At 38.6% G+C, this 18,665-nt stretch carries 19 protein-coding genes; 1 reads left to right on the forward strand and 18 read right to left on the reverse strand.

Annotated features, from left to right (window positions below; translation table 11 throughout):
* The first annotated feature begins 2 nt into the window (after nucleotides 1-2).
* A complete protein-coding gene (locus QNI15_RS30295) occupies nucleotides 3-845 on the forward strand; it encodes a hypothetical protein (protein ID WP_314002146.1) in 843 nt (280 codons plus the stop codon).
* Nucleotides 846-868: 23 nt separating this feature from the next.
* Here the strand turns inward: QNI15_RS30295 and QNI15_RS30300 are convergent, their stop codons facing one another.
* The 18 genes from QNI15_RS30300 to QNI15_RS30385 all read right to left on the reverse strand — a co-directional run bounded on the left by QNI15_RS30300 (nucleotide 869) and on the right by QNI15_RS30385 (nucleotide 18,664).
* Nucleotides 869-2,410 carry a phytoene desaturase family protein gene (locus tag QNI15_RS30300; RefSeq protein ID WP_314002148.1) on the reverse strand — a complete coding sequence of 514 codons (1,542 nt, stop codon included), beginning with the start codon at nucleotides 2,408-2,410 and terminating at the stop codon, nucleotides 869-871.
* Nucleotides 2,407-6,267 carry an MMPL family transporter gene (locus QNI15_RS30305; RefSeq protein WP_314002150.1) on the reverse strand — a complete coding sequence of 1,287 codons (3,861 nt, stop codon included), beginning with the start codon at nucleotides 6,265-6,267 and terminating at the stop codon, nucleotides 2,407-2,409. The genes QNI15_RS30300 and QNI15_RS30305 overlap by 4 nt, the downstream gene beginning before the upstream one ends.
* Nucleotides 6,268-6,280: 13 nt before the next feature.
* On the reverse strand, nucleotides 6,281-7,468 hold the full coding sequence (locus QNI15_RS30310; protein ID WP_314002152.1) for a DUF2062 domain-containing protein: 1,188 nt from the start codon (nucleotides 7,466-7,468) through the stop codon (nucleotides 6,281-6,283).
* On the reverse strand, nucleotides 7,468-7,833 hold the full coding sequence (locus tag QNI15_RS30315) for a hydroxymyristoyl-ACP dehydratase (protein ID WP_314035439.1): 366 nt from the start codon (nucleotides 7,831-7,833) through the stop codon (nucleotides 7,468-7,470). Before QNI15_RS30315 ends, QNI15_RS30310 begins: the two co-directional genes overlap by 1 nt.
* 6 nt (nucleotides 7,834-7,839) lie before the next feature.
* Entirely contained in the window at nucleotides 7,840-8,475 is a 636-nt protein-coding gene (locus QNI15_RS30320) for a hypothetical protein (RefSeq protein WP_314035441.1), read from the reverse strand.
* Entirely contained in the window at nucleotides 8,453-9,091 is a 639-nt protein-coding gene (locus QNI15_RS30325; protein WP_314035443.1) for a LolA family protein, read from the reverse strand. Before QNI15_RS30325 ends, QNI15_RS30320 begins: the two co-directional genes overlap by 23 nt.
* Nucleotides 9,088-9,846, reverse strand: a complete 759-nt coding sequence (locus tag QNI15_RS30330; protein WP_314035445.1) for a polysaccharide deacetylase family protein — start codon at nucleotides 9,844-9,846, stop codon at nucleotides 9,088-9,090. The genes QNI15_RS30325 and QNI15_RS30330 overlap by 4 nt, the downstream gene beginning before the upstream one ends.
* A 145-nt stretch (nucleotides 9,847-9,991) precedes the next feature.
* Nucleotides 9,992-11,002 (reverse strand): beta-ketoacyl synthase chain length factor, encoded by a 1,011-nt coding sequence (locus tag QNI15_RS30335; RefSeq protein WP_314035446.1) that lies wholly within the window; start codon nucleotides 11,000-11,002, stop codon nucleotides 9,992-9,994.
* Nucleotides 11,003-11,054: 52 nt separating this feature from the next.
* Nucleotides 11,055-12,263: a beta-ketoacyl-[acyl-carrier-protein] synthase family protein gene (locus QNI15_RS30340; protein WP_314035448.1), complete on the reverse strand. Its 1,209-nt coding sequence runs from the start codon at nucleotides 12,261-12,263 to the stop codon at nucleotides 11,055-11,057.
* Between the two features lie 3 nt (nucleotides 12,264-12,266).
* Nucleotides 12,267-12,530, reverse strand: coding sequence for a phosphopantetheine-binding protein (locus QNI15_RS30345; RefSeq protein ID WP_314035450.1), 264 nt, complete (start codon nucleotides 12,528-12,530; stop codon nucleotides 12,267-12,269).
* A complete protein-coding gene (locus QNI15_RS30350; RefSeq protein WP_314035452.1) occupies nucleotides 12,527-13,135 on the reverse strand; it encodes a hypothetical protein in 609 nt (202 codons plus the stop codon). The genes QNI15_RS30345 and QNI15_RS30350 overlap by 4 nt, the downstream gene beginning before the upstream one ends.
* A 31-nt stretch (nucleotides 13,136-13,166) precedes the next feature.
* Nucleotides 13,167-14,285, reverse strand: coding sequence for a beta-ketoacyl synthase N-terminal-like domain-containing protein (locus tag QNI15_RS30355; protein WP_314035454.1), 1,119 nt, complete (start codon nucleotides 14,283-14,285; stop codon nucleotides 13,167-13,169).
* A gap of 43 nt (nucleotides 14,286-14,328) precedes the next feature.
* Complete coding sequence (locus QNI15_RS30360) at nucleotides 14,329-14,742, reverse strand: acyl-CoA thioesterase (RefSeq protein WP_314035456.1); 414 nt, start codon at nucleotides 14,740-14,742, stop codon at nucleotides 14,329-14,331.
* A gap of 6 nt (nucleotides 14,743-14,748) precedes the next feature.
* Nucleotides 14,749-15,180: a 3-hydroxyacyl-ACP dehydratase gene (locus QNI15_RS30365; protein WP_314035458.1), complete on the reverse strand. Its 432-nt coding sequence runs from the start codon at nucleotides 15,178-15,180 to the stop codon at nucleotides 14,749-14,751.
* Complete coding sequence (locus tag QNI15_RS30370) at nucleotides 15,165-16,265, reverse strand: class I SAM-dependent methyltransferase (RefSeq protein WP_314035460.1); 1,101 nt, start codon at nucleotides 16,263-16,265, stop codon at nucleotides 15,165-15,167. Before QNI15_RS30370 ends, QNI15_RS30365 begins: the two co-directional genes overlap by 16 nt.
* On the reverse strand, nucleotides 16,262-17,158 hold the full coding sequence (locus tag QNI15_RS30375) for an LpxL/LpxP family acyltransferase (protein WP_314035462.1): 897 nt from the start codon (nucleotides 17,156-17,158) through the stop codon (nucleotides 16,262-16,264). Before QNI15_RS30375 ends, QNI15_RS30370 begins: the two co-directional genes overlap by 4 nt.
* Nucleotides 17,158-17,418 carry an acyl carrier protein gene (locus QNI15_RS30380; protein ID WP_313988774.1) on the reverse strand — a complete coding sequence of 87 codons (261 nt, stop codon included), beginning with the start codon at nucleotides 17,416-17,418 and terminating at the stop codon, nucleotides 17,158-17,160. Before QNI15_RS30380 ends, QNI15_RS30375 begins: the two co-directional genes overlap by 1 nt.
* A gap of 22 nt (nucleotides 17,419-17,440) precedes the next feature.
* Entirely contained in the window at nucleotides 17,441-18,664 is a 1,224-nt protein-coding gene (locus QNI15_RS30385) for a beta-ketoacyl-[acyl-carrier-protein] synthase family protein (protein WP_314035463.1), read from the reverse strand.
* Nucleotide 18,665 lies beyond the last annotated feature (1 nt).

The raw sequence follows: 18,665 nt of genomic DNA on the forward strand, positions 1-18,665 counted from the left end.
AAATGAAGAAACTACTTATAACTTGTTTATTTCTACTCTCATTCTGCTTTGCAAATGCTCAGCAAAAAGGACCTGATAAGATTCAGAAAAAAGATAAGTCTGTCATTAATGCAATTGTAGTAGAAATTTCATCCAAGGAGATAAAATATAAGAAATATCAATCTCCCAATGGGGCTACGTTCTCCGTTCCTACTAAAGAAGTTTCTACTATCTTATATAGTGATGGATATATTGAAATATTGGATGAGCCACCTCCTGTCCTTGCAAAAAGCACAACTCAGGAGAGAGTAACTGATGAAAAAAAGCCTGCTCCAACTACAGTTTCGACTGAAACCTCTACTCCCAAAAAGGAAACGCCAACGCCTGTAGCATCTGTTTCTACAAATACCAGTACAGAGAAAGATAAAAAAACAGATGTAGTTGCAAAAACGTCCAAAGGGGGTTACAAGCTTACAGGGAAAGAACTAGGCTTGGAATTGCCTCCCAGAGAAGTTTCAGGATTGGATATTGACAGAGTCCCATTTGCAATGTTGGAGAAGGATTTGCGCCATCCTAGTGAGTACGATGGGGAATACCAATGGAAATCTTCTGCACATGATCAGAAAGGAACTGTATGGCGAATAGAGTGGGACAATGTTACGTTGATCCCCAAAGAGTGGATGGGGTATGGATGGCAGAGGCGAGCAAATAGTGAAAAAGATATAAAACTAAAGGATAACGAACTGCGATCAAATGGAAAATTGATGGGATACTTCGTTAAATTTAACTGGAAAGGGCAGGAGGTTCGTGGATTTTATATCCAGACGGCTAATAATAGGGATTTATTTCTTCTGAAGGTAAAATAGCTTTTAGCTTCAGAAGAAATAAATCAGATTGTTGATGGAGTTGCTTTGCAGGCTTTTATCTTACTCATCAGATAAGATCTTCCAAAAATTTCTGCACAAGTTTTAACAGCAGATACTGTAACCCCATAAATACCATGCATGTGCATATTTTGTCCGGTAATCAGTACATTACGGACGCGGGTACGTGGTGCAATAAACGTTCGGATCGGATCATGGTAATCTTTAAGAATACCATAAATAGAGCCTTCTTTGGTCCCAATGTAATCCCGGTAAGTAAGAGGTGTAGAGGCGTAATAACCTATAATGGCCTCTTGCAGACCTGAGATATTCTCACTAAGTTTCCGGATCAGTTGTTTTGATTTTTTTTCTTTGAACTGCTCATAGCTTTCGCCTCTGGAGCCTTTCTGATAAATGGTATTAAATGTGTTTTCCCACGGCTTTACTTCGTCGTAGCGCATGTATGCCATTACAGTAAGAGAGTCTACGAAGGGGCTTTCTTGTTTGTGGACAGGATAAAAGGCAGCATAGGACAAAGGCCATTCATGCTCATCATACTGGAAGGTATCCCATACATTCCAATGGTCGTAATGATAAATATTATAGTTTTGATAGGGAATGGTATGCTTTTTCAGAATCAGGTTAAGAATGAAGATAGAAGTGGTATTTTCAAGTGTTTTAATCCGGTTTTTGTATACATTTCGGATTTTAGGTGTATCCAGCATATCCATTAAGGAGGCAGGATGAATGCCTGAAATGAAATAGTTTCCGTAAAACTGTCTGCCATCTTTTGTCTGAACATACAGTGCTTCCTCCTCGTTGGTGATGATTTTTTCTGCCTCTGCATATTTGACAATTACACCTCCTTGGGCTCTGATTGATCGTGCCAATAAATTGGCAATCTGCCCACCACCATTAATAAACCGATAGGCACTTTCCATATAGGAGTTGACTACCAGAGCATGTACATAAAAAGGTGTTTTATCAGATACACCCGCATATAATAAGTTGGTAGCTGCGAGTACATTCTGAAGTTCAGTATTGGAGGTGAGGTTTTTGAAATAATCAATTGCACTGAGTTGGAGAAGTTCAGTAGTGACAGAGTCATCTGCATCATCTGCATTATACATTGGGAATACTGCACAGGTTGATTGTAAATCAAGACAGTACTTGTCTATCGCATCTGCTTCGTTTGGGAAATACCCTTTCATGGTTTGACTAAAATTTTCATATCCCATCCCATAAAAGAATGCCTTTTTTTCTTTTCCAAAGGTGATTTTCTCAAATCCATTCTCATCCATTCGGACAATTTTGAGCTTATCCATTAACTCAAAATAAGAGAAGAATGTATGCAGAGGCTGGCCTTTATCCAGCCCACCTACATAATGAACACCCGTATCAAATATTTGTTTATCTCGTACAAAGGTCTGTAAACTTCCTCCAATCTGATTATTTTTCTCCAGCACGCATACTTTGTATCCTTCTTTTCCAAATATGTATGCACATAACAAGCCTCCAAGCCCGCTCCCAATAACAACCAGATCGTATTTTTTTGTGGTATCACTCATCTTTTGATAATCTTATAAATCACATTGGAGGTATGATCAGAATCCTTTACTATTTGTATGTCTACATTTTCTGTAGCTAACATTGTTTGAATATCTGTTGCCGACAAAAAATGTACCTCCTTATGTACACTTTTGTTAAATCGGAATATCTTGATTGAGAATATTTCTGTTAGCTGAGTATTCTTGTGTTTGGCCACATCTTCTTTATTGCCATCCCGTATCACAAGCATACCTCCCGGAGATAATTTTTGTATACAGCGTAAAATCAATGTTTGCTGATCTGTTGGAGGAAGATAGTGGAGTACATCCAGCAGCAAAATAATATCTGTATCTGGTAAGTTATAGGTCAGTACATCCTGAGCAATAAAGGATAGTCTGTCATTTTTCAGATAAGAGTGGGTAGCTATGCTAATTTTATCTTCATCATAATCCACGCCTATAATTTTTCTTTCTTCAGAACGGAGGGATAAGTAATAATCCAGAAATCCATATCCACATCCCAGATCCAGGATAGTTGCCTGATCTGGTATCAGTTTATCAAATTGAGAGTAATGATGTTCCAGTGAAGTTTTTATGCGACAATACCATTCCAGTACAGGACTTTTGTATAGATAAGAAGAAAGTATTTTACCAGACAATACAGACATTGGTTGAGTCTTGTCCAACATACTATAATGCTGAGACATATACCGTCGTACTTGTTTTGCTTTTTCCTGATATGTGTCGCCATAAGTCATGTTGGCGGGGGTAATACGAGGGAGTATGGAAATCGTTAATGGATATACCTCAAGAATGAAATCTTTTTTATGGATGGCTTCTCCTGTGCCATGTAGTACAACAGGCACTATGTCAAGTTCCAGTTTTTCGGCCAGGTAAAATGCTCCTTTATGGAATCGATGCATAGTATAGTCTTCAGAACGGGTGCCTTCCGGAAATATAGCAATCGAATACCCATCATCCACCAGCTCTCTGACATGGTCTATACTAGACTCAATCCCATGACTGGCATTGTAAAAACCAGCCATCTTTACAATGCTTCCAAAAAACGGAGAGTTCCATACCCAGTCATTGGTAAATAAAATAATCTTAGGGTACAGGGTAAGTAGTAACAAGATATCCAGAAAAGACTGATGATTGGCAATAATAATGGCGGGCTTTTTGAATATTTCCTGATCTGGATTGCTGGTCTTTTTGGGAATAAAGAAGGCCCCATATATCAAGGATCTGACAAAGTACATAAGCAGGCTATGATAGCCTGTCATAACAGATTTGTTCTTTTGCAGCCTGAATAATGTAAATAATAAGTGCCCTATTGCTACAAGCAACAGACATCCAGCCAGAAAATAGATATATACCATCAGTGTGCGTATCAGTGCCAGCAAGGTAAGCGGACGTAAACCTTTACTGGTGCGATCTGTAATGATCCATTTAAATAACAAAGGGATCATTGTATATGAAATAACCAGCACACACAGAATACCAATGATTGAAATGAGGGCGATGGATTGGAGAGCTGGGTGTTTGGCAAAAATAAGTACACCCATACCCACAATTGTGGTAAAGGCTGAAAGAAAGACCGAGATCTTATAAGAAGGTAGGTTTTCTTTGTTTTCTGCATAGTGCGATTTCAATCCATCCGTAAAAAATATGGCATAGTCGTCTCCCAAACCAAATACAAAGGTTGAAATGATGATATTGACAATATTAAAGCGTATATCAAAAATACCCATAAAGCCTAGTATCCATACCCAACTGATAAGCATAGGTATAAATGTAACCATTGTAAGTTCAATGCGACCATATGAGACCAGAAGGATTACGAATACCAGTAGTGAGCAGGAGAGAAGAATCTGATCAAAATCCTGCTTGATAATTTCTACAAACTTGTTGTAAAGCAGTTGACGATCAATAACTGTGAGATACTTTTTATTATCCAGTACTTGAGAAATTTTATTTAGATTCTGATTTTTTATTTGTATGGAAGCCAGTGTGTATACTCCTGTAGAATCCTGATACATATAATCAGATAGTAAATTTCTGGTCAAAAAGTTTAGATCTCCTTCCGAAATGTTTGTATACTGTGTATCCAGTACTTTATAAAATTCCTGAAAGGTTTCAGGTTTAAAGCCTATCTGTGCAGAGCTGCTCAGAATGCGCTTCTTAACAAATGCGATCTTTTCGGGTGTCCAGAAAGCCTTCCATTTTTGGATACGTTGTTTTTGGAGTGTCTGAGAAGGAATTAATCCGGTAATGCCTGAATAATGTGAGATAAGACCTGCTTTCTGAAGGCTATCTACTTTGGTATAGGTCTGTTCCTGAAAGGCAATTGCTTCATTCAGGTCTTCTCCCTGAACAATCAGATAGATATTTTTTTCTGTTTTGTTCGCGGTATGATAAAGATCCTGTTCTGCCTTTCGCAATTCTTCTGGCATATAATTCAAAGCTGCCAGATTACTTTCAAAGCCTACCTTGTCGGAATAGTAAAAAAGAATACAGGTGAGTAGTATAATACCTCCTGCAATGTATTTATTCCGCTCAGGTTTATACAATATCCAATCAAGTAAAGGGATCTTATTCAGAAACGAGAGACTTTTTATGTTATACTGCCATCCGGATGTTTTCTCAATGAGGAATGGCAAAAAGATAAGAGAATATAAAGCAGCTCCGATCAGACTGAAACCTGAAAAAAGGCCGAAGTCCTTCAGAACTTCTGATTTTACAAAGTACAGACTGAAGAAGGCTCCCACAGTAGACAAACTACCTATCAGCATAGGAAAAGTGATGTCTTTGATCACGTCTTTTACCGAATAAGTATGCTGATAATGAGCAATAACATGGAATGCATAGTCAATCGCAATACCCAATATAACTGCACCTGCTCCCAAGGCTACTGCTGACAGCGACCCCTGGATGAAATAAACCATTGTCAGTGAGAATAATACACCAAAAACAACGGGTGCCAATACCAGAATAGGGGTAAGGTAGTTACGATAGAATAAAAAGAGCGTAACCATTATAACTACAACAGCAATAGATACTGTAACCTTTATGTCTTTTTGTATCTGGGTTGCATTGGCTACAGCTACAGCCGTAGCACCAAAATATTGTACAGATACATCTTGGTGTTGATCAGATATCTTGTTGAGGCTTTGTTTGATCTGCTCAACCATTTGGTTGTTAAGGTGAGTCTCTGAAGTTGAGTTTCGTGGAGAAATAAAAACCAGAGCAGTTTTTAGGTCTTTCTTAAAGATATAGCCTTTATGTAATACAAAGTTTTCATCCGCCTGTAAAACCCGAAGCTTGGATAGTGCCGAATAGGTTATTCCTAAAGGATCTTTCAGGATTGTATTCTTGAGAGCAAAACTGGAGGGAGAAATTAATCTATGATAATCGGCTTCTATTGCTTTCTGAATTCCCTGCTCAGTTGTCAGGCTATCTAGTGAAAGATAATCCTGATCTGACAGATACATAGGTAGGTTCCGATACAACAAATCATATACCTTTGTAAGTCTGGTATCATCAATAGATGCTTTTATTTCTGCAATCAGAGAATCTTTCTGATTAAAAGCCTGAAGTTCTGCGATAAATAGGTCAACACATTGAATCAGCGTATCCTGAGATGTGTTTTTCTGCATGGAAATACTAACAACTATCTTATCCAAAAATCTGGATTTGGATAAGGTACTATGATAATTACTGATCTTGCCATCATTGGGTATCATCTTGGAAATATCTTCCTCCAGACGGATTCTGGATGCAAAGAAAGCAAGTAGTATAAATGCAGAGATAAGTATAGTGAAATAAATGTATTTTCGCTTTCTGAAGAACTCATATATCCATACAAAAATTCTATCCATGTATTAGATCCTTTCAGGCAAATGTTTGCTTGTTTATTCGTTTGAAGATACCCACTGACAAAATATATCCTAGCCCGCCTGCCAGAACGGCGAGTAGTACACTTCCTAAAAGATATTGGTAGAGATACCGACTTGCTTCTGCCAGGGTAATAGTTGTTGAGAAGATAATTTTAGTTGAATTACCCAAAACCAGAGCACCTGCCAGATTACTTAAATAAAGAATAACAGGGATCATGGGCGGAATACTGATGTTGGAAGCCAGAAGTACCAGTATTTTATTAAGGCGAAACAACTTTGCCAGAATAACTGCCAGCAACATCTGGTAACCCCAGGCAGGAATAATACCCATAAACAAGCCAAACCCAACAGATAGTGCTTTGGTATGTGCCGACTCATGAGAAGCCAATGTTGCCTCAATTATTTTTTTTTTTAGACCGCTTAGCGAGAAGTTTTTAATGAATGAGTACGGATGGTACCAAAGTAGGGCAATCGTAACCAGCACAGTGTTCAATACACTGATTCTGCTGAAGTCCTTAAAAGGGCGAAAATGAGAAACTCGTTCACCCGCAGGTGGATAATAGACACTGACAGGAGCAGGAATAACACTGATACCATTCCATACTGCCCTTACCATCACTTCTATTTCAAATTCAAATTTACGGGTAACGAAGCGAATATTCTGCAAATCCTGAATTGGGTAAAGTCGGTAACCGGATTGTGTATCCGGAAGCTGGAGCCCTGTTTCTACATAAAACCAGAAATTGGAAAACTTATTGCCAAAGCTGCTTTTACCAGGTATACCCGGCTGGTCCATATTGCGGGCACCTATAATAATGCTGTGTGGATGTGTTTCGAGTTTTTCCAGAAATATACCTAAATCGGACGGCATATGTTGCCCATCCGAATCAATAGTGATTGCATACGTATATCCAGAGGTAACTGCTGCAGCAAATCCTGTGCGTAACGCTTTTCCCTTACCTTGATTGGTAGCATGCCTGACTACCTGAATCTGAGAAAAAGATGAGAGTATAGAGGAGGTACTATCAGTAGACCCATCATCTACAACTATGACATGTGAGGTATAGTCCAGTACACCACTAACCACTTCGGCAAGTGTTTTCTCATTATTATAGGTAGGAATAATCACACAACATTGGTGCTGATCAAACTTTACTGATATGTTTTCACTGGTAGAATGCATCAGATGTTTTGCAATTGGCCTGTAAACTTAAAAACAATTGTTTGATCCTGACTAATATACGATGTAAAAGTAATGTTATTTGTGTCTGAATTCCTGATTTCAATTGTAACTTTTACTTTATCATTTATTTCCGGATTAATAACAGACAGAAATTTGATGTTGCCAGCATGAGTGAGAAGAGTCTGATGTGGATGTACTTTTTCAATCAGTTCTTTTACCAGCTGAACCATACATACACCGGGTAGTATGGGCATAGAGGGGAAATGCCCTTTGAAAATAGGATGAGATACGTTGATTTGGGCAGATACTTCTATTTTCTCCTGATGATCAAACTGGAGAATGGTGTATAAATTGTTAATCAACATGAAGCGTTACGTAAATTTGAATAGAGATAAGCGAATCTCGAGATTGAAGTTAGCATGTTTAATCAGAATCTGACGGGCATATATGCCTGCATACTCTGTATAGTGGATTGTATATTTTAATTTGTATTTTCTTCCATAGGTATAGGCAATACTTGTCAAAGTATTGTCTGATCCCGGTTCTGCAAAGATCCAGTCGTTTTTGTATGTAAACCGAATAATCGGTCTTTTGTTTTGATAAAATAGGGTTTTATGAGTATATAAATCCGTATCCCACAAAAAAGCAGTTCTAAGGTCTGATACAATAGTCTGAATGACCGCTCTGGAACGTAGTTGTGGCAGACAATCTTTTACTTCAAAGGTATCTTTGGAGATGCTGATGTCAAAAAAGCGTAACCCCATTTCTGAAAAGAAGGTTACCAGCAATGTATTATTCTTTTTTCGTAGCCCTAAGATTCCACTCAGTGATTTGCCATAGGTACGTACACTCGTTTTGTAAAAAACAGCTGTATCCTGAACAATGCCATTCGGAAGGGTAAAAGAGCTTTGTTCTGATGACTGAATACTATTTTTATAGGGATGCCTTCCACAACCACATAGAATCAGACAAAGGACTATAATACTATTTAATAATAAACCCTTCATCTGGCAAGTTGTTGTTATAAACCCGGTTAATAAAGTTAATGTGGGTATAATCACCCCCTTTTTCGCTTATTTCAACAGCTACTACCTGATAACTGGACTTCTGAACAAATATCTTCACTTTGTCAAGATATTCCTGAATGGATTTATCTTTTGGGGTCATATCAACCAGAAAAAGAGATTTATTTTCCTGATAATTGATAACAAAGTCCGGATTGTCCAGGATATTGCCCTGTACAGACTGAATCATCAGATCATTGATATATTTAAATAGTTTGTTGCTGCGTGTATCAAACTTGCTCACCTTATCATTGTCTTTTACATAGGCTTTTCCGTTGTATAATGACATGCTATATACAAATGGGGTAGTATATTCAATTTTCATCTTATCAGGCTTTTTATAACTCAGATTTCCTTTGGATATAACTTTCTGTGCCAGAAAAGAGAGTTGTTTTTCCTGAACAAAGTTGCACTTCATGGAAGATATAGACTGATTAGTCTGATTGAGTTTAGTCTTAAACGTCTGTATCTCCTTCATTGGCTGATAAGGATCATCTTGTGATACAAAAGAGAAACAGGCAAGAATAACAAAAAGGAGGAGGCTTGAGAATATGTTCATTCGTGAATAAGTTCAGGTATAATATCTGCTTGTAAACCTTTGGCTGTGGTTAGTTTTAGAAAATCGTCCAGAACAGTAGCTGTATGCACAATGGTGTCATGCAATAGCACTATATCTCCTGCCTGCACATTTTGTATTCGGTGCATAATGGATAGTGGGTCTTTAGCCACAGTATCAAAAGACCGGATATTCCATCCCACAAGTTTTAGGCCATACCTTTTTATAGCACCTGCTATTCGTGGATTTGTGACTCCAAAGGGAGGACGATATAACTTGCTGGAATGACCTGTGGTTATTTTAATAAGACTTTCTGTCTGTCGAATTTCGGCTTCTATGGCTTCTGCACTTAAAAAGCCATGTTTTGTAGTATGGCTGTAACTGTGATTTCCAATGAGATGGCCTTTGTTTCTGATCTCGTTTAGTATATCTGGATGCTTTTCTATTTTATGTCCAATACAAAAGAAGATAGCCCGAGCTTTGTATTTTTCCAGTATATCTAAAATTTGTAAGGTATAAATAGGATCAGGTCCATCGTCAAAGCTTAATGTAAATATAGTAGAAGGACGATTAGCTTTACATATTGCCTTTGCATACAAACCGGCATCCATTCTGAAAGATCCATAGATAATAACTGCCACATAAAATATACTTACTAAAACTCCTGCCCACAGTATTCTTAGGTCATAGAACAGGGATAACCCAAGAATGCCGCCAAGCACTATCAGATACCCAAGTTGAACTTTCCGAAATAGCATAAATGAAATAATCAGAAGGCAAAAGAGCTAAGAAAATAGCTATCAGACAAGTAGATTAGAATAAGAAGGATAATTCCTATAGCAAATATAGGTGTATTGGGCTGTCTGAAAAATAAAATAAACAGGTATCTATTACATCCTCAGTTTATTCTTGTGTGGACTCTGGTTGTACCAATAAGACTAGCGAATGGTATTTCTGGTCAATCTGATTATAAATCAATACTGTTCTGACAGAAGTTTTTTTTCCTTGTGTTTTGATGCAATGTTCTGGAATCTGTTGATTTTTTATGCTATGTGCACCTAGCCAATAGGCAAACGCTGAAGCTGTAAAGTATTCACCTGTGTAATTTTTGTATTGAACATAGGTAGCATCAGGTATCAGGGATGATAATGAAATGCTGTAATTACCCTGAATAACAACATCTATGGAATCTGGAGTTATTCTGTGAAGTGTCAAACAATCTTGTATCCAGTGAAGTGTTGATGTCTCATCCATCTTGCCATAGTGTAGTTTGATGAACTCAATAGCTGCATAGGATTGAGAAGACTGTTGTGATGAAAGTAATAAACTGCTTGCACCTTCTCCAATAGGAGCAGGCCAGATATTCATTCTATGTATAATTTCATAAATATTGGGTGTCATTTCATCTGCTGAGTGGAGAAGAATAGTGGTGCAACTCTGATCTTTTAGCATCAGTATGCTATCCAACAAGGCCGACTCAAACGAAAAGTGACGTTGAGAATATGTATAGTTAGGACCCGTACATTTTAAATGAATGGCAATCTGACTACTTACTGTATTATGAGTAGACTGGATAAAAGAGGTAGGAGAGAGTGGAGCGTGCTCTGTATTTTCTATGATGGAAGTGAGAAACTGCTCGGAATCTTCCAGACAGCCTAGTCCCGTTCCTGTTATGATGGCATCAGGCATATCAACACCTGCATCCTTAAGGCAATGGATCGCTGTAACCAGTGACATTTTCTGTAAACGTCCCATACGGCGGATAGCTGTAGGAGAGAGAAGTGTCTTATATACAGGTTCCTGACATTGAAGATAGGGCGTTGTAGAATTGGTTACATTCCCCGTCATAAAGCTGGTATCTAAGGTAGATTGTGGCGAGATACAGGAAAGACCATTAATATAGATTTTGCTCATGAATATCAGATTTACCCAGATAGACGTCTTGTGAGAATAGATCAGAGAATAATTAACATCTGGAAAATATAAGAGAAGAATTATTGCCTCCAAACCCAAACGAGTTGGAAAGCACATGCTTTATAGTCTGAGAAGAACCTAAGGCAACTTCAGGTTTGATTGTTAGCTCATCCATGGGATCTGAAAAGTTCAGATTAGGATAGATGAGGCTATGGTTGATCGATAAAATGGATAAAACCGCTTCAAGACCGCCAGCAGCAGCCAGTGTATGACCTGTCAGGGCTTTGGTTGAACTGAATGGTGGTACATTTTTACCAAATAACTTTTCAATTGCTCTGCCTTCTGAAAGATCGTTGGTAGGAGTGGCTGTACCATGTGTGTTGATATAACTGATATCTGCTGGTGTAAGCTTACTCCGTTGCATGGCCTGTACCATCGCTGAATAAGCTCCTGACCCATCAGGAGCAGAAGCTGTCTGGTGATAAGCCTCACAGGTATTAGCATAACCTGTGATCTGACATAGTGGCTTGCGTCCGGATTTTGTCAATGAACGCTTGGATTCCAGCACCAGAAATGCTGCTCCTTCGCCCAGGTTAAGTCCCTTACGATTTTTATCAAAAGGTCTGCATGGTTCGTCTGATAATATCATCAGAGAGTGAAATCCATTAAGGGTGAAATTACAGAGAGCATCGGCTCCTCCTGCAATCACTATATCATACATGCCATGGTGAATTAGACGTATAGCATGGATAATGGCATTGGTAGCTGATGAACAGGCTGTACTACTGGTTGCTATATATGACTGAATGCCTGCCTGTTCAGCTAGTTCTTCCGTAATACTTCCACAATCATGTACGCGAGCATAGCGGTAATTTGCTTTTTCAGGATTCTTGAGAAAATCTGCATAGAAAATTTCGCCTTTATCCATACCTCCAATGCTTGTAGCTGAAATCAGTGCTGCCTGACTACGTTCGATAGAACCTAGCTCTGCCATCTGTGTTGCTTCCTGCATGGCCTGTATAGCAAGCAATGTTGTTCGGGAATAGGTTCTTTTTGAGGAAGCATTGTGTAGGTGATTCTTTAACTGCGGGTCTGTATATTTGATTTCCCCAACAGGAAGTGTATCAGCCAGATGTGTATCCAGTATAGAAATAGCACCAATTCCACTTTTCGATTGATAAAGTGATTGTAGTGTTTCAGGAATATTCATTCCTATGGCAGACACCATCCCAATACCTGATACAAAGACTTCTCCCTCCATCAATTATGAATTTGCGGTCTGTTTGGCTTGAATAAAATCTGCTATACTGCGTACAGATTTGAAAACTTCTTTGCCTTCATCTGCATTATTAACCTTTGTTTTGTATTTTTTCTGTAGTAGCACTATTAATTCCAGCGCATCAATTGAATCCAGTCCCAGACCTTCTCCAAACAAAGGAGCATTTTCATCAATGTCGGCAGGAGTCATATCCTGTAGATTCAACTGTTCAATGATATCATTCTTTAACTCTTCAATCAGGGTATTCATATATATAGACTAGTTAATGTATTGTAATTAAACGGCAAAGCATTTGTGTCTGATGTAGTTTCCACCCACACCAGCAAAATATCGGGTTGTTTTTGGTAATAATCTAGCCAACCTACCAAGCTGGCATTGATCCTCTTCTGAAGAAACAATTCTGTTGTATATTGGCAAAGTAAATCATAATCTGGTACAGATGATAAAGTAAATAGATTCTCTCCTTTGATTTTGTATCGGATACATAATTCACCCATTACAATATTAGGCAGTGTATATACAAACAGCGCAGGACTTGGGAAAAAATTATCTGGTTGTAAGGTCTGCTGAAACTGTTCATCTGTATCCAGAGATCCATGTTGTCCGGAAAGGATGATTCCAATCTCTGCTGAAGCATATGAAAGCGGATTCTCCTCAAATAACCATTCACCTGCCAGAATACCATACTTGCATAGTGTACCCATCTTAAAAAACTTAGGATAACTGAGATGCAAATGTGCATATAAGGCTTGTGGATCATATACTGCATCTGCCGAAGGTAAGTTAACCAACCCGTTATGGGTGTTAATACCTTTGGAGGATATGCGACAGTATTTGGTTACAAAGAGATCCATTTTACAAGATAGATGCAAATATATTATTTGATTAAGATGATACCTGTTTTTCCAGAAGTAAGACTGCATTACCTCCTCCAAACCCTGATGCTGTTTTTAGTGCACAGGTATAGTTTCCTGTGTGATTTTCTGTAATTACTGGCAACGGAACACTGGTACCTGTTTCGTGGAATCCAGCTGAAGTGAGTAATTGGTTATGTTGCAGGCTGCGTGCTGTCAGAATGGTTTCTATAATGCCCGCTGCTCCCAATGTATGTCCGATATAGCCTTTGAGACTATTTACAGGTACTTGTGCTAGTCCGCAGCGTTGAAACGCCAGTGACTCCATTTCATCATTATAGATGGTTCCAGTACCATGTGCATTGATAAACTGAATGTCCTCCGGATCTTTGCCTGTGGTCTGTAATACAGACTGAATGGCTAATGCCAGTCCGTCACCAGTACGTGAGGGGCCTGAAATATGGTTGGCATCATTGGATGACGCTACTGCTTTAATCTGGATAGATGTGGGATTAGGTTCTAGTGTAAGAATTATTGTTCCACATCCTTCTCCCAAAGAAATACCTGCTCTCTTTTTATCAAATGGTGTACAAGGAAAGGGACTGATTGCCTGCAAAGAATAGAAACCAGCCAAGACAAAGAACGAAAACAGATCTCCTCCTGTAACGATGGCTCGTTTGTATTTTCCCTGGTGTAGCAGAGTATATGCCAAGCCTATTGCCTGTACCCCTGAAATACAGGCATTGGAAACTACAAGAGGTATACCTGGATAGTGTAGATAGGTTGTGACTGACCTTGCCATCTGATCCAGATGCAAAGATGATGATATAGTTGTCTGTTTTTGGAGTAGCTCAATATTTCCTTTTGTAGAGGAAAATACATATAAATTATCCGGATCTTCGGCCTCAATACTTGCTGCATGGCAAGCTTGCTGAATAGATTGGATAAACAGACTTTCCAGATAAGTATGTGACCCGATATTGGAAAACGTTTCTTTATTGAGCACTGATGCATAGAAATCTCCAACACGGGTGTTTGTATGCAGCTGAATGCCACTAACACCATTGCTTATCGCCTCAAAATTCTCTTCTGTTGTTTGTCCCAGAGGAGTAATAATATGATCACCAATAATGTAAGCAGGTGTAGGCATAAAGAATGAGGAAATAGCAAAAAATATATGCGGAAAATAAATTTTATTTAAGTTGATAGTGAGTTTTCCAATCAGACAGGAAGTCTGGAACGGTAATGCACAGATTTCGGTTTGTATCCAGAAATACCTGTATGGTTTCTCCTGTTGCAATTAATTCCTGAGTATCCTTCTTTTTGATTTCGTATTGAAAAATAACTTTTGCTGCTTCTGTCTCTACATAGGTAATCTTTACAAGGGCGATATCTCCATACACCAGGGGTCTTTTGTAATCACAGTTTAGTTTTACAATAGGCATAACAAATCCCTTTTGATACACTTCCAGATAATGCAAACCATATTGTTTTCCAAACCCCTCACGTGCATCTTCAAAGTAACGGACGTAATGTCCATGCCATACAATATGAAGTGAGTCTACTTCGCTGAATTTAACCTCTACTTCTGTTTCAAAAGAAAGCATACAAACTTATTTTTTCAGAACAATTTTCATTTCACAGCTGGCAATGATTGTATTGTGCAGCTGAATTTCTCCTTTGATTAACGTAATATCCAATACAGTATCCAGAACAGTGACCTGAGTAGTGATTATATCACCTGCTTCAGGAAGTTGGAAAATTTGTAAATGTTTGATAGCTCCAATAAAACCTACAGGTATTGGCTGTTCTTGTTTTACAAACTGATATCCCGTTCCGGCAGCTGCTGTCTGGGCAATATTTTCAATCAACCCTGGTTCTTTTAACTGATTCTCCTCCACAAATAATCCATCTGCTTTAACCAGAAACTTGGTAACTGTAGTGACTCCATCCGATTTATGCAACTCATCCACCATGACAATTGGAGGTTGCTGAGGAATGAATCGGGTAATATCAAGAACAGGTAATGTTATTTCTTCTTGCATTGTAATAATGTGTGACTGATGCCAATATTATCGGTTTGTTCTACAACTGTAAATCCAGCTTTTTCTATGCAGGCGATAAATATATCCGAACGATACATCTGACTATTGCCATTGGCCATACAGGTAAAATACAAGGAGGTTTGTTGCAGACAGAATGCTGATGTTGGATACTTTTGCCGATCCCAGAATGTCTCCATAATAAACAGTGTGCCATTTTCTTTTAATGCCTTGTGGGCCTTAGTAGCTATCTCTGTAATTTCTTCATCAGAAAAGCAATCCAGAAACTGACTCATCCAGATGGCATCAAATCCAGTGGGAAGAGTGGCTTCTGGCTGGAGAATATTGACAGGATAAAAAGAGATCCGGTTTTTATCAGGATGCTGAGAAGTTTCCTCTTTCGCCATTACTATCTGTTGTGGCAGATCTGCAATGGTAACCTGTACTTCTTTACTGAAATCTATACATTGTCTGGCCCACTTACCTGTGTTACCTCCAACATCCAGTAATGTAGAGGGTGTATGACTAAACACAATGGGAAGAACTTTGGAAAAAGAGTCGTCTGAATAGAAATGGTCAAAGGCAAACCAGCTTTCCTTGGCCTGTAATGGTAGGGAAGACAATGCCTGATAGATGGTAGACCATTGCTCTCCAAAGTGTTTTAGGCCTATGGGTTTTCCTTCCTGAATAGACTCTGTAAGGTGAAAGAATCCCTGATAGTTTATATCATTGACAAAATCCATATTGGCTCTTGTCATAGGATCATGCAGAATAAAGAATCCTGTTTTGGTCAGGACATATTTTTCGTTCTGCCACAATAGCAAACCTATACCCAGGCCAGCTTCAACCAGTACTCGTACACCATATGCTGAGATCTGAGTAACAGATACGATTTCTGGTAGTGTTAGCCCATCTGTACTATTGTCAATTGCTTCCAATATCTTCAGATCTCTCAATGCTTTTGTTGCCTGAAAGACCATTGGACCAAATGCTATTTTTTGTGCCTCATGTTTGGCTTCAATTGCGGATAATTTTTCTTTCTGATAGAATGAAAGCGATGAAAAGGTATCTGGATTCTGAATATTCATGGGCGGTCTACTTTCCAAAAATCATAATAATTAAACCATTGATAGGGATACAAACGAATAGTATCTTCTATCTGTCTGATGTACTCATGCACTGAATGAGTGAGTAGTTCGGTGTAGTTACTGCTTCTGGGTGATGGGAGATATATCGGTTCAGAGGCTTTCAGATGATATTTGTTCCAGCTTTGCTTTGTTGAAAAAACAAAGGAGACAGGAACATTATATCTTGCTGCTAGCTGATAGGGGCCTATTGGAAATAGTGCTTCTTTACCAAGAAATTGAACAGAAATAGTTCTGGCTCCGGTAGTAAATCTATCACCATGTATACACAATAACTCTTTTTTTTCCAGGGCTTCATTGATCTGGTATATATGGGAAAGATCTTCTTTGATAGCTATAATTCTGATCCTACTACTCCCTTTAACACTTTCCAGATAAGATTTGATCTTCTGATGTTCTCCATCATACATAACAATATTGATAGTACAGGAAAACTTTTGTAGCAGATGTCCGGCAATTTCCCAGTTACCAAGGTGAGCACTGACCAGTATACCACCACTTCCGGATAGACACATTTGTTCCAGGTATTGTTCTCCATCAAATTGATAGTGAAAGCGACTATACCCTGCCAGAACTGCTACCCGGTCAATAAGTGATTGTCCAAATACAAAGTAATTTCTGTAAATACCTACTATTGAAGCTGTTTTTGAAAGCTTTAATCTATTATGTAAGTATGAGTAAATAACCTTGGTGCTGTGACTGGAAAATAGAAGATAATAGAGTGCTACAAAGTAAAGAATGAAGTAAGCAGGTAAAAGTCCCAGGTATGAAAGAATAAACACAAATATCTTATACCCTAGGACTGTTCCCTTGGATTTGCCACTCCATGCACTCATTATTTCTCCTGCAGTTGATGCTCTACTCGCTGCGTAATATAATTGTAGAAGTCTGCAAAAGTATTGATACCTGCAAAATCTTCACTTTTTACTTTAAATCCAAAGTTGCTTTCTATTACAACCACCAGATCAACATAATCCAGACTATCTAATTCTAGCGTTTCTTTCAATACTGCTTCCGGTTTTATTTTATCTGCATCCACTTCAAATTCTTCAACCAGAAATTCATTAACCTTCTGTACTATTTCTTCGGTATACATACTGTTTAAACTTTTAGTGATGTTAGCTAATTTTTCTTACGATTATAGACGAATTGGTTCCTCCAAATCCAAATGAGTTGGACAAGAAAGTATTGATATTTGTATCAACAGTGGTGGCTGCAATATTTAAAGGAGCTGAATGCTCATCTGGATTTTCAAAGTTAATATTAGGGGCAACAAACGAATTCTGCATCATCAATAGAGAGTAAATAATCTCACTGGCTCCTGCCATCCAGCATTCATGCCCCGTCATGGACTTGGTAGAACTTACTAGTGGTCGGGATTGTCCAAAAACTTCATGAATTGCTTGTGCTTCACAGGCATCTCCTACAGGAGTAGATGTTGCATGTGCATTGATATAGTCTATCTCATGAGATTGTATCCCTGCGTCTTTCAGTGCATTACGCAATGAACGGGCTGGCCCTTCTATATTAGGCTGAATGATATGATTGCCACTGGATGAAAATCCATATCCTATAATTTCAGCAAGAATGGGGGCATTCCGTCGTTTGGCAGACTCATAACTCTCTACAATGACAGTGGCTGCACCACCACTGGGAATCAATCCATCTCTGTCTTTATCAAACGGACGAGAGGCTTTGGTGGGTTCAGATTCCCGAATTGAGAATGCACTCAATCCATCAAAGCTACCCATCACATATTCATTGATTTCTTGTGCACCTCCACTAATAATACAATCCTGATAGCCGTGCCTGATTAGAAAATAGGCCATCCCGATAGAATGAGAACCACTCGCACAGGCTGCACTGACTGTCATATTGATCCCTTTCAATTTGTAAATAGTTGAAAGGTTCATGGTGACCGTACTGTTCATGGACTGGAATATACTGCCAGAGCCTACTAAGGTGTTGTCCTTTTTCTGTCGTGCAATATCTGTTGCTTCAATGACTGCTTTTGCTGAACTATCATTGCCATATAATATTCCAATTTCATGATCTTCCAGGTATTGTTCGTCTATATGCGCAAGCTGCAAAGCCTCCTGAGTAGCCAGATAGGCATACTCCACCTGTTCTGCCATACTTACCCGGGTACGTCTATCCAGAATGCCTTTCAGATTCGGTTGCTTTACTATTCCGGTTAGAGCAGACCTGAAGCCGAGTGCTTTGCGGGGTTCATCATAGATAATACCAGATTTTCCCTGATACAAAGAATCTCTTACTTCATCCAGGTTTGTTCCCAAACATGAATAAATACCTATACCTGTTATTACAACTCTATTGAGCATA

This window comes from Xanthocytophaga flava (genome assembly GCF_030068545.1).
In the GTDB taxonomy this organism is placed as follows: Bacteria; Bacteroidota; Bacteroidia; order Cytophagales; family 172606-1; genus Xanthocytophaga; species Xanthocytophaga flava.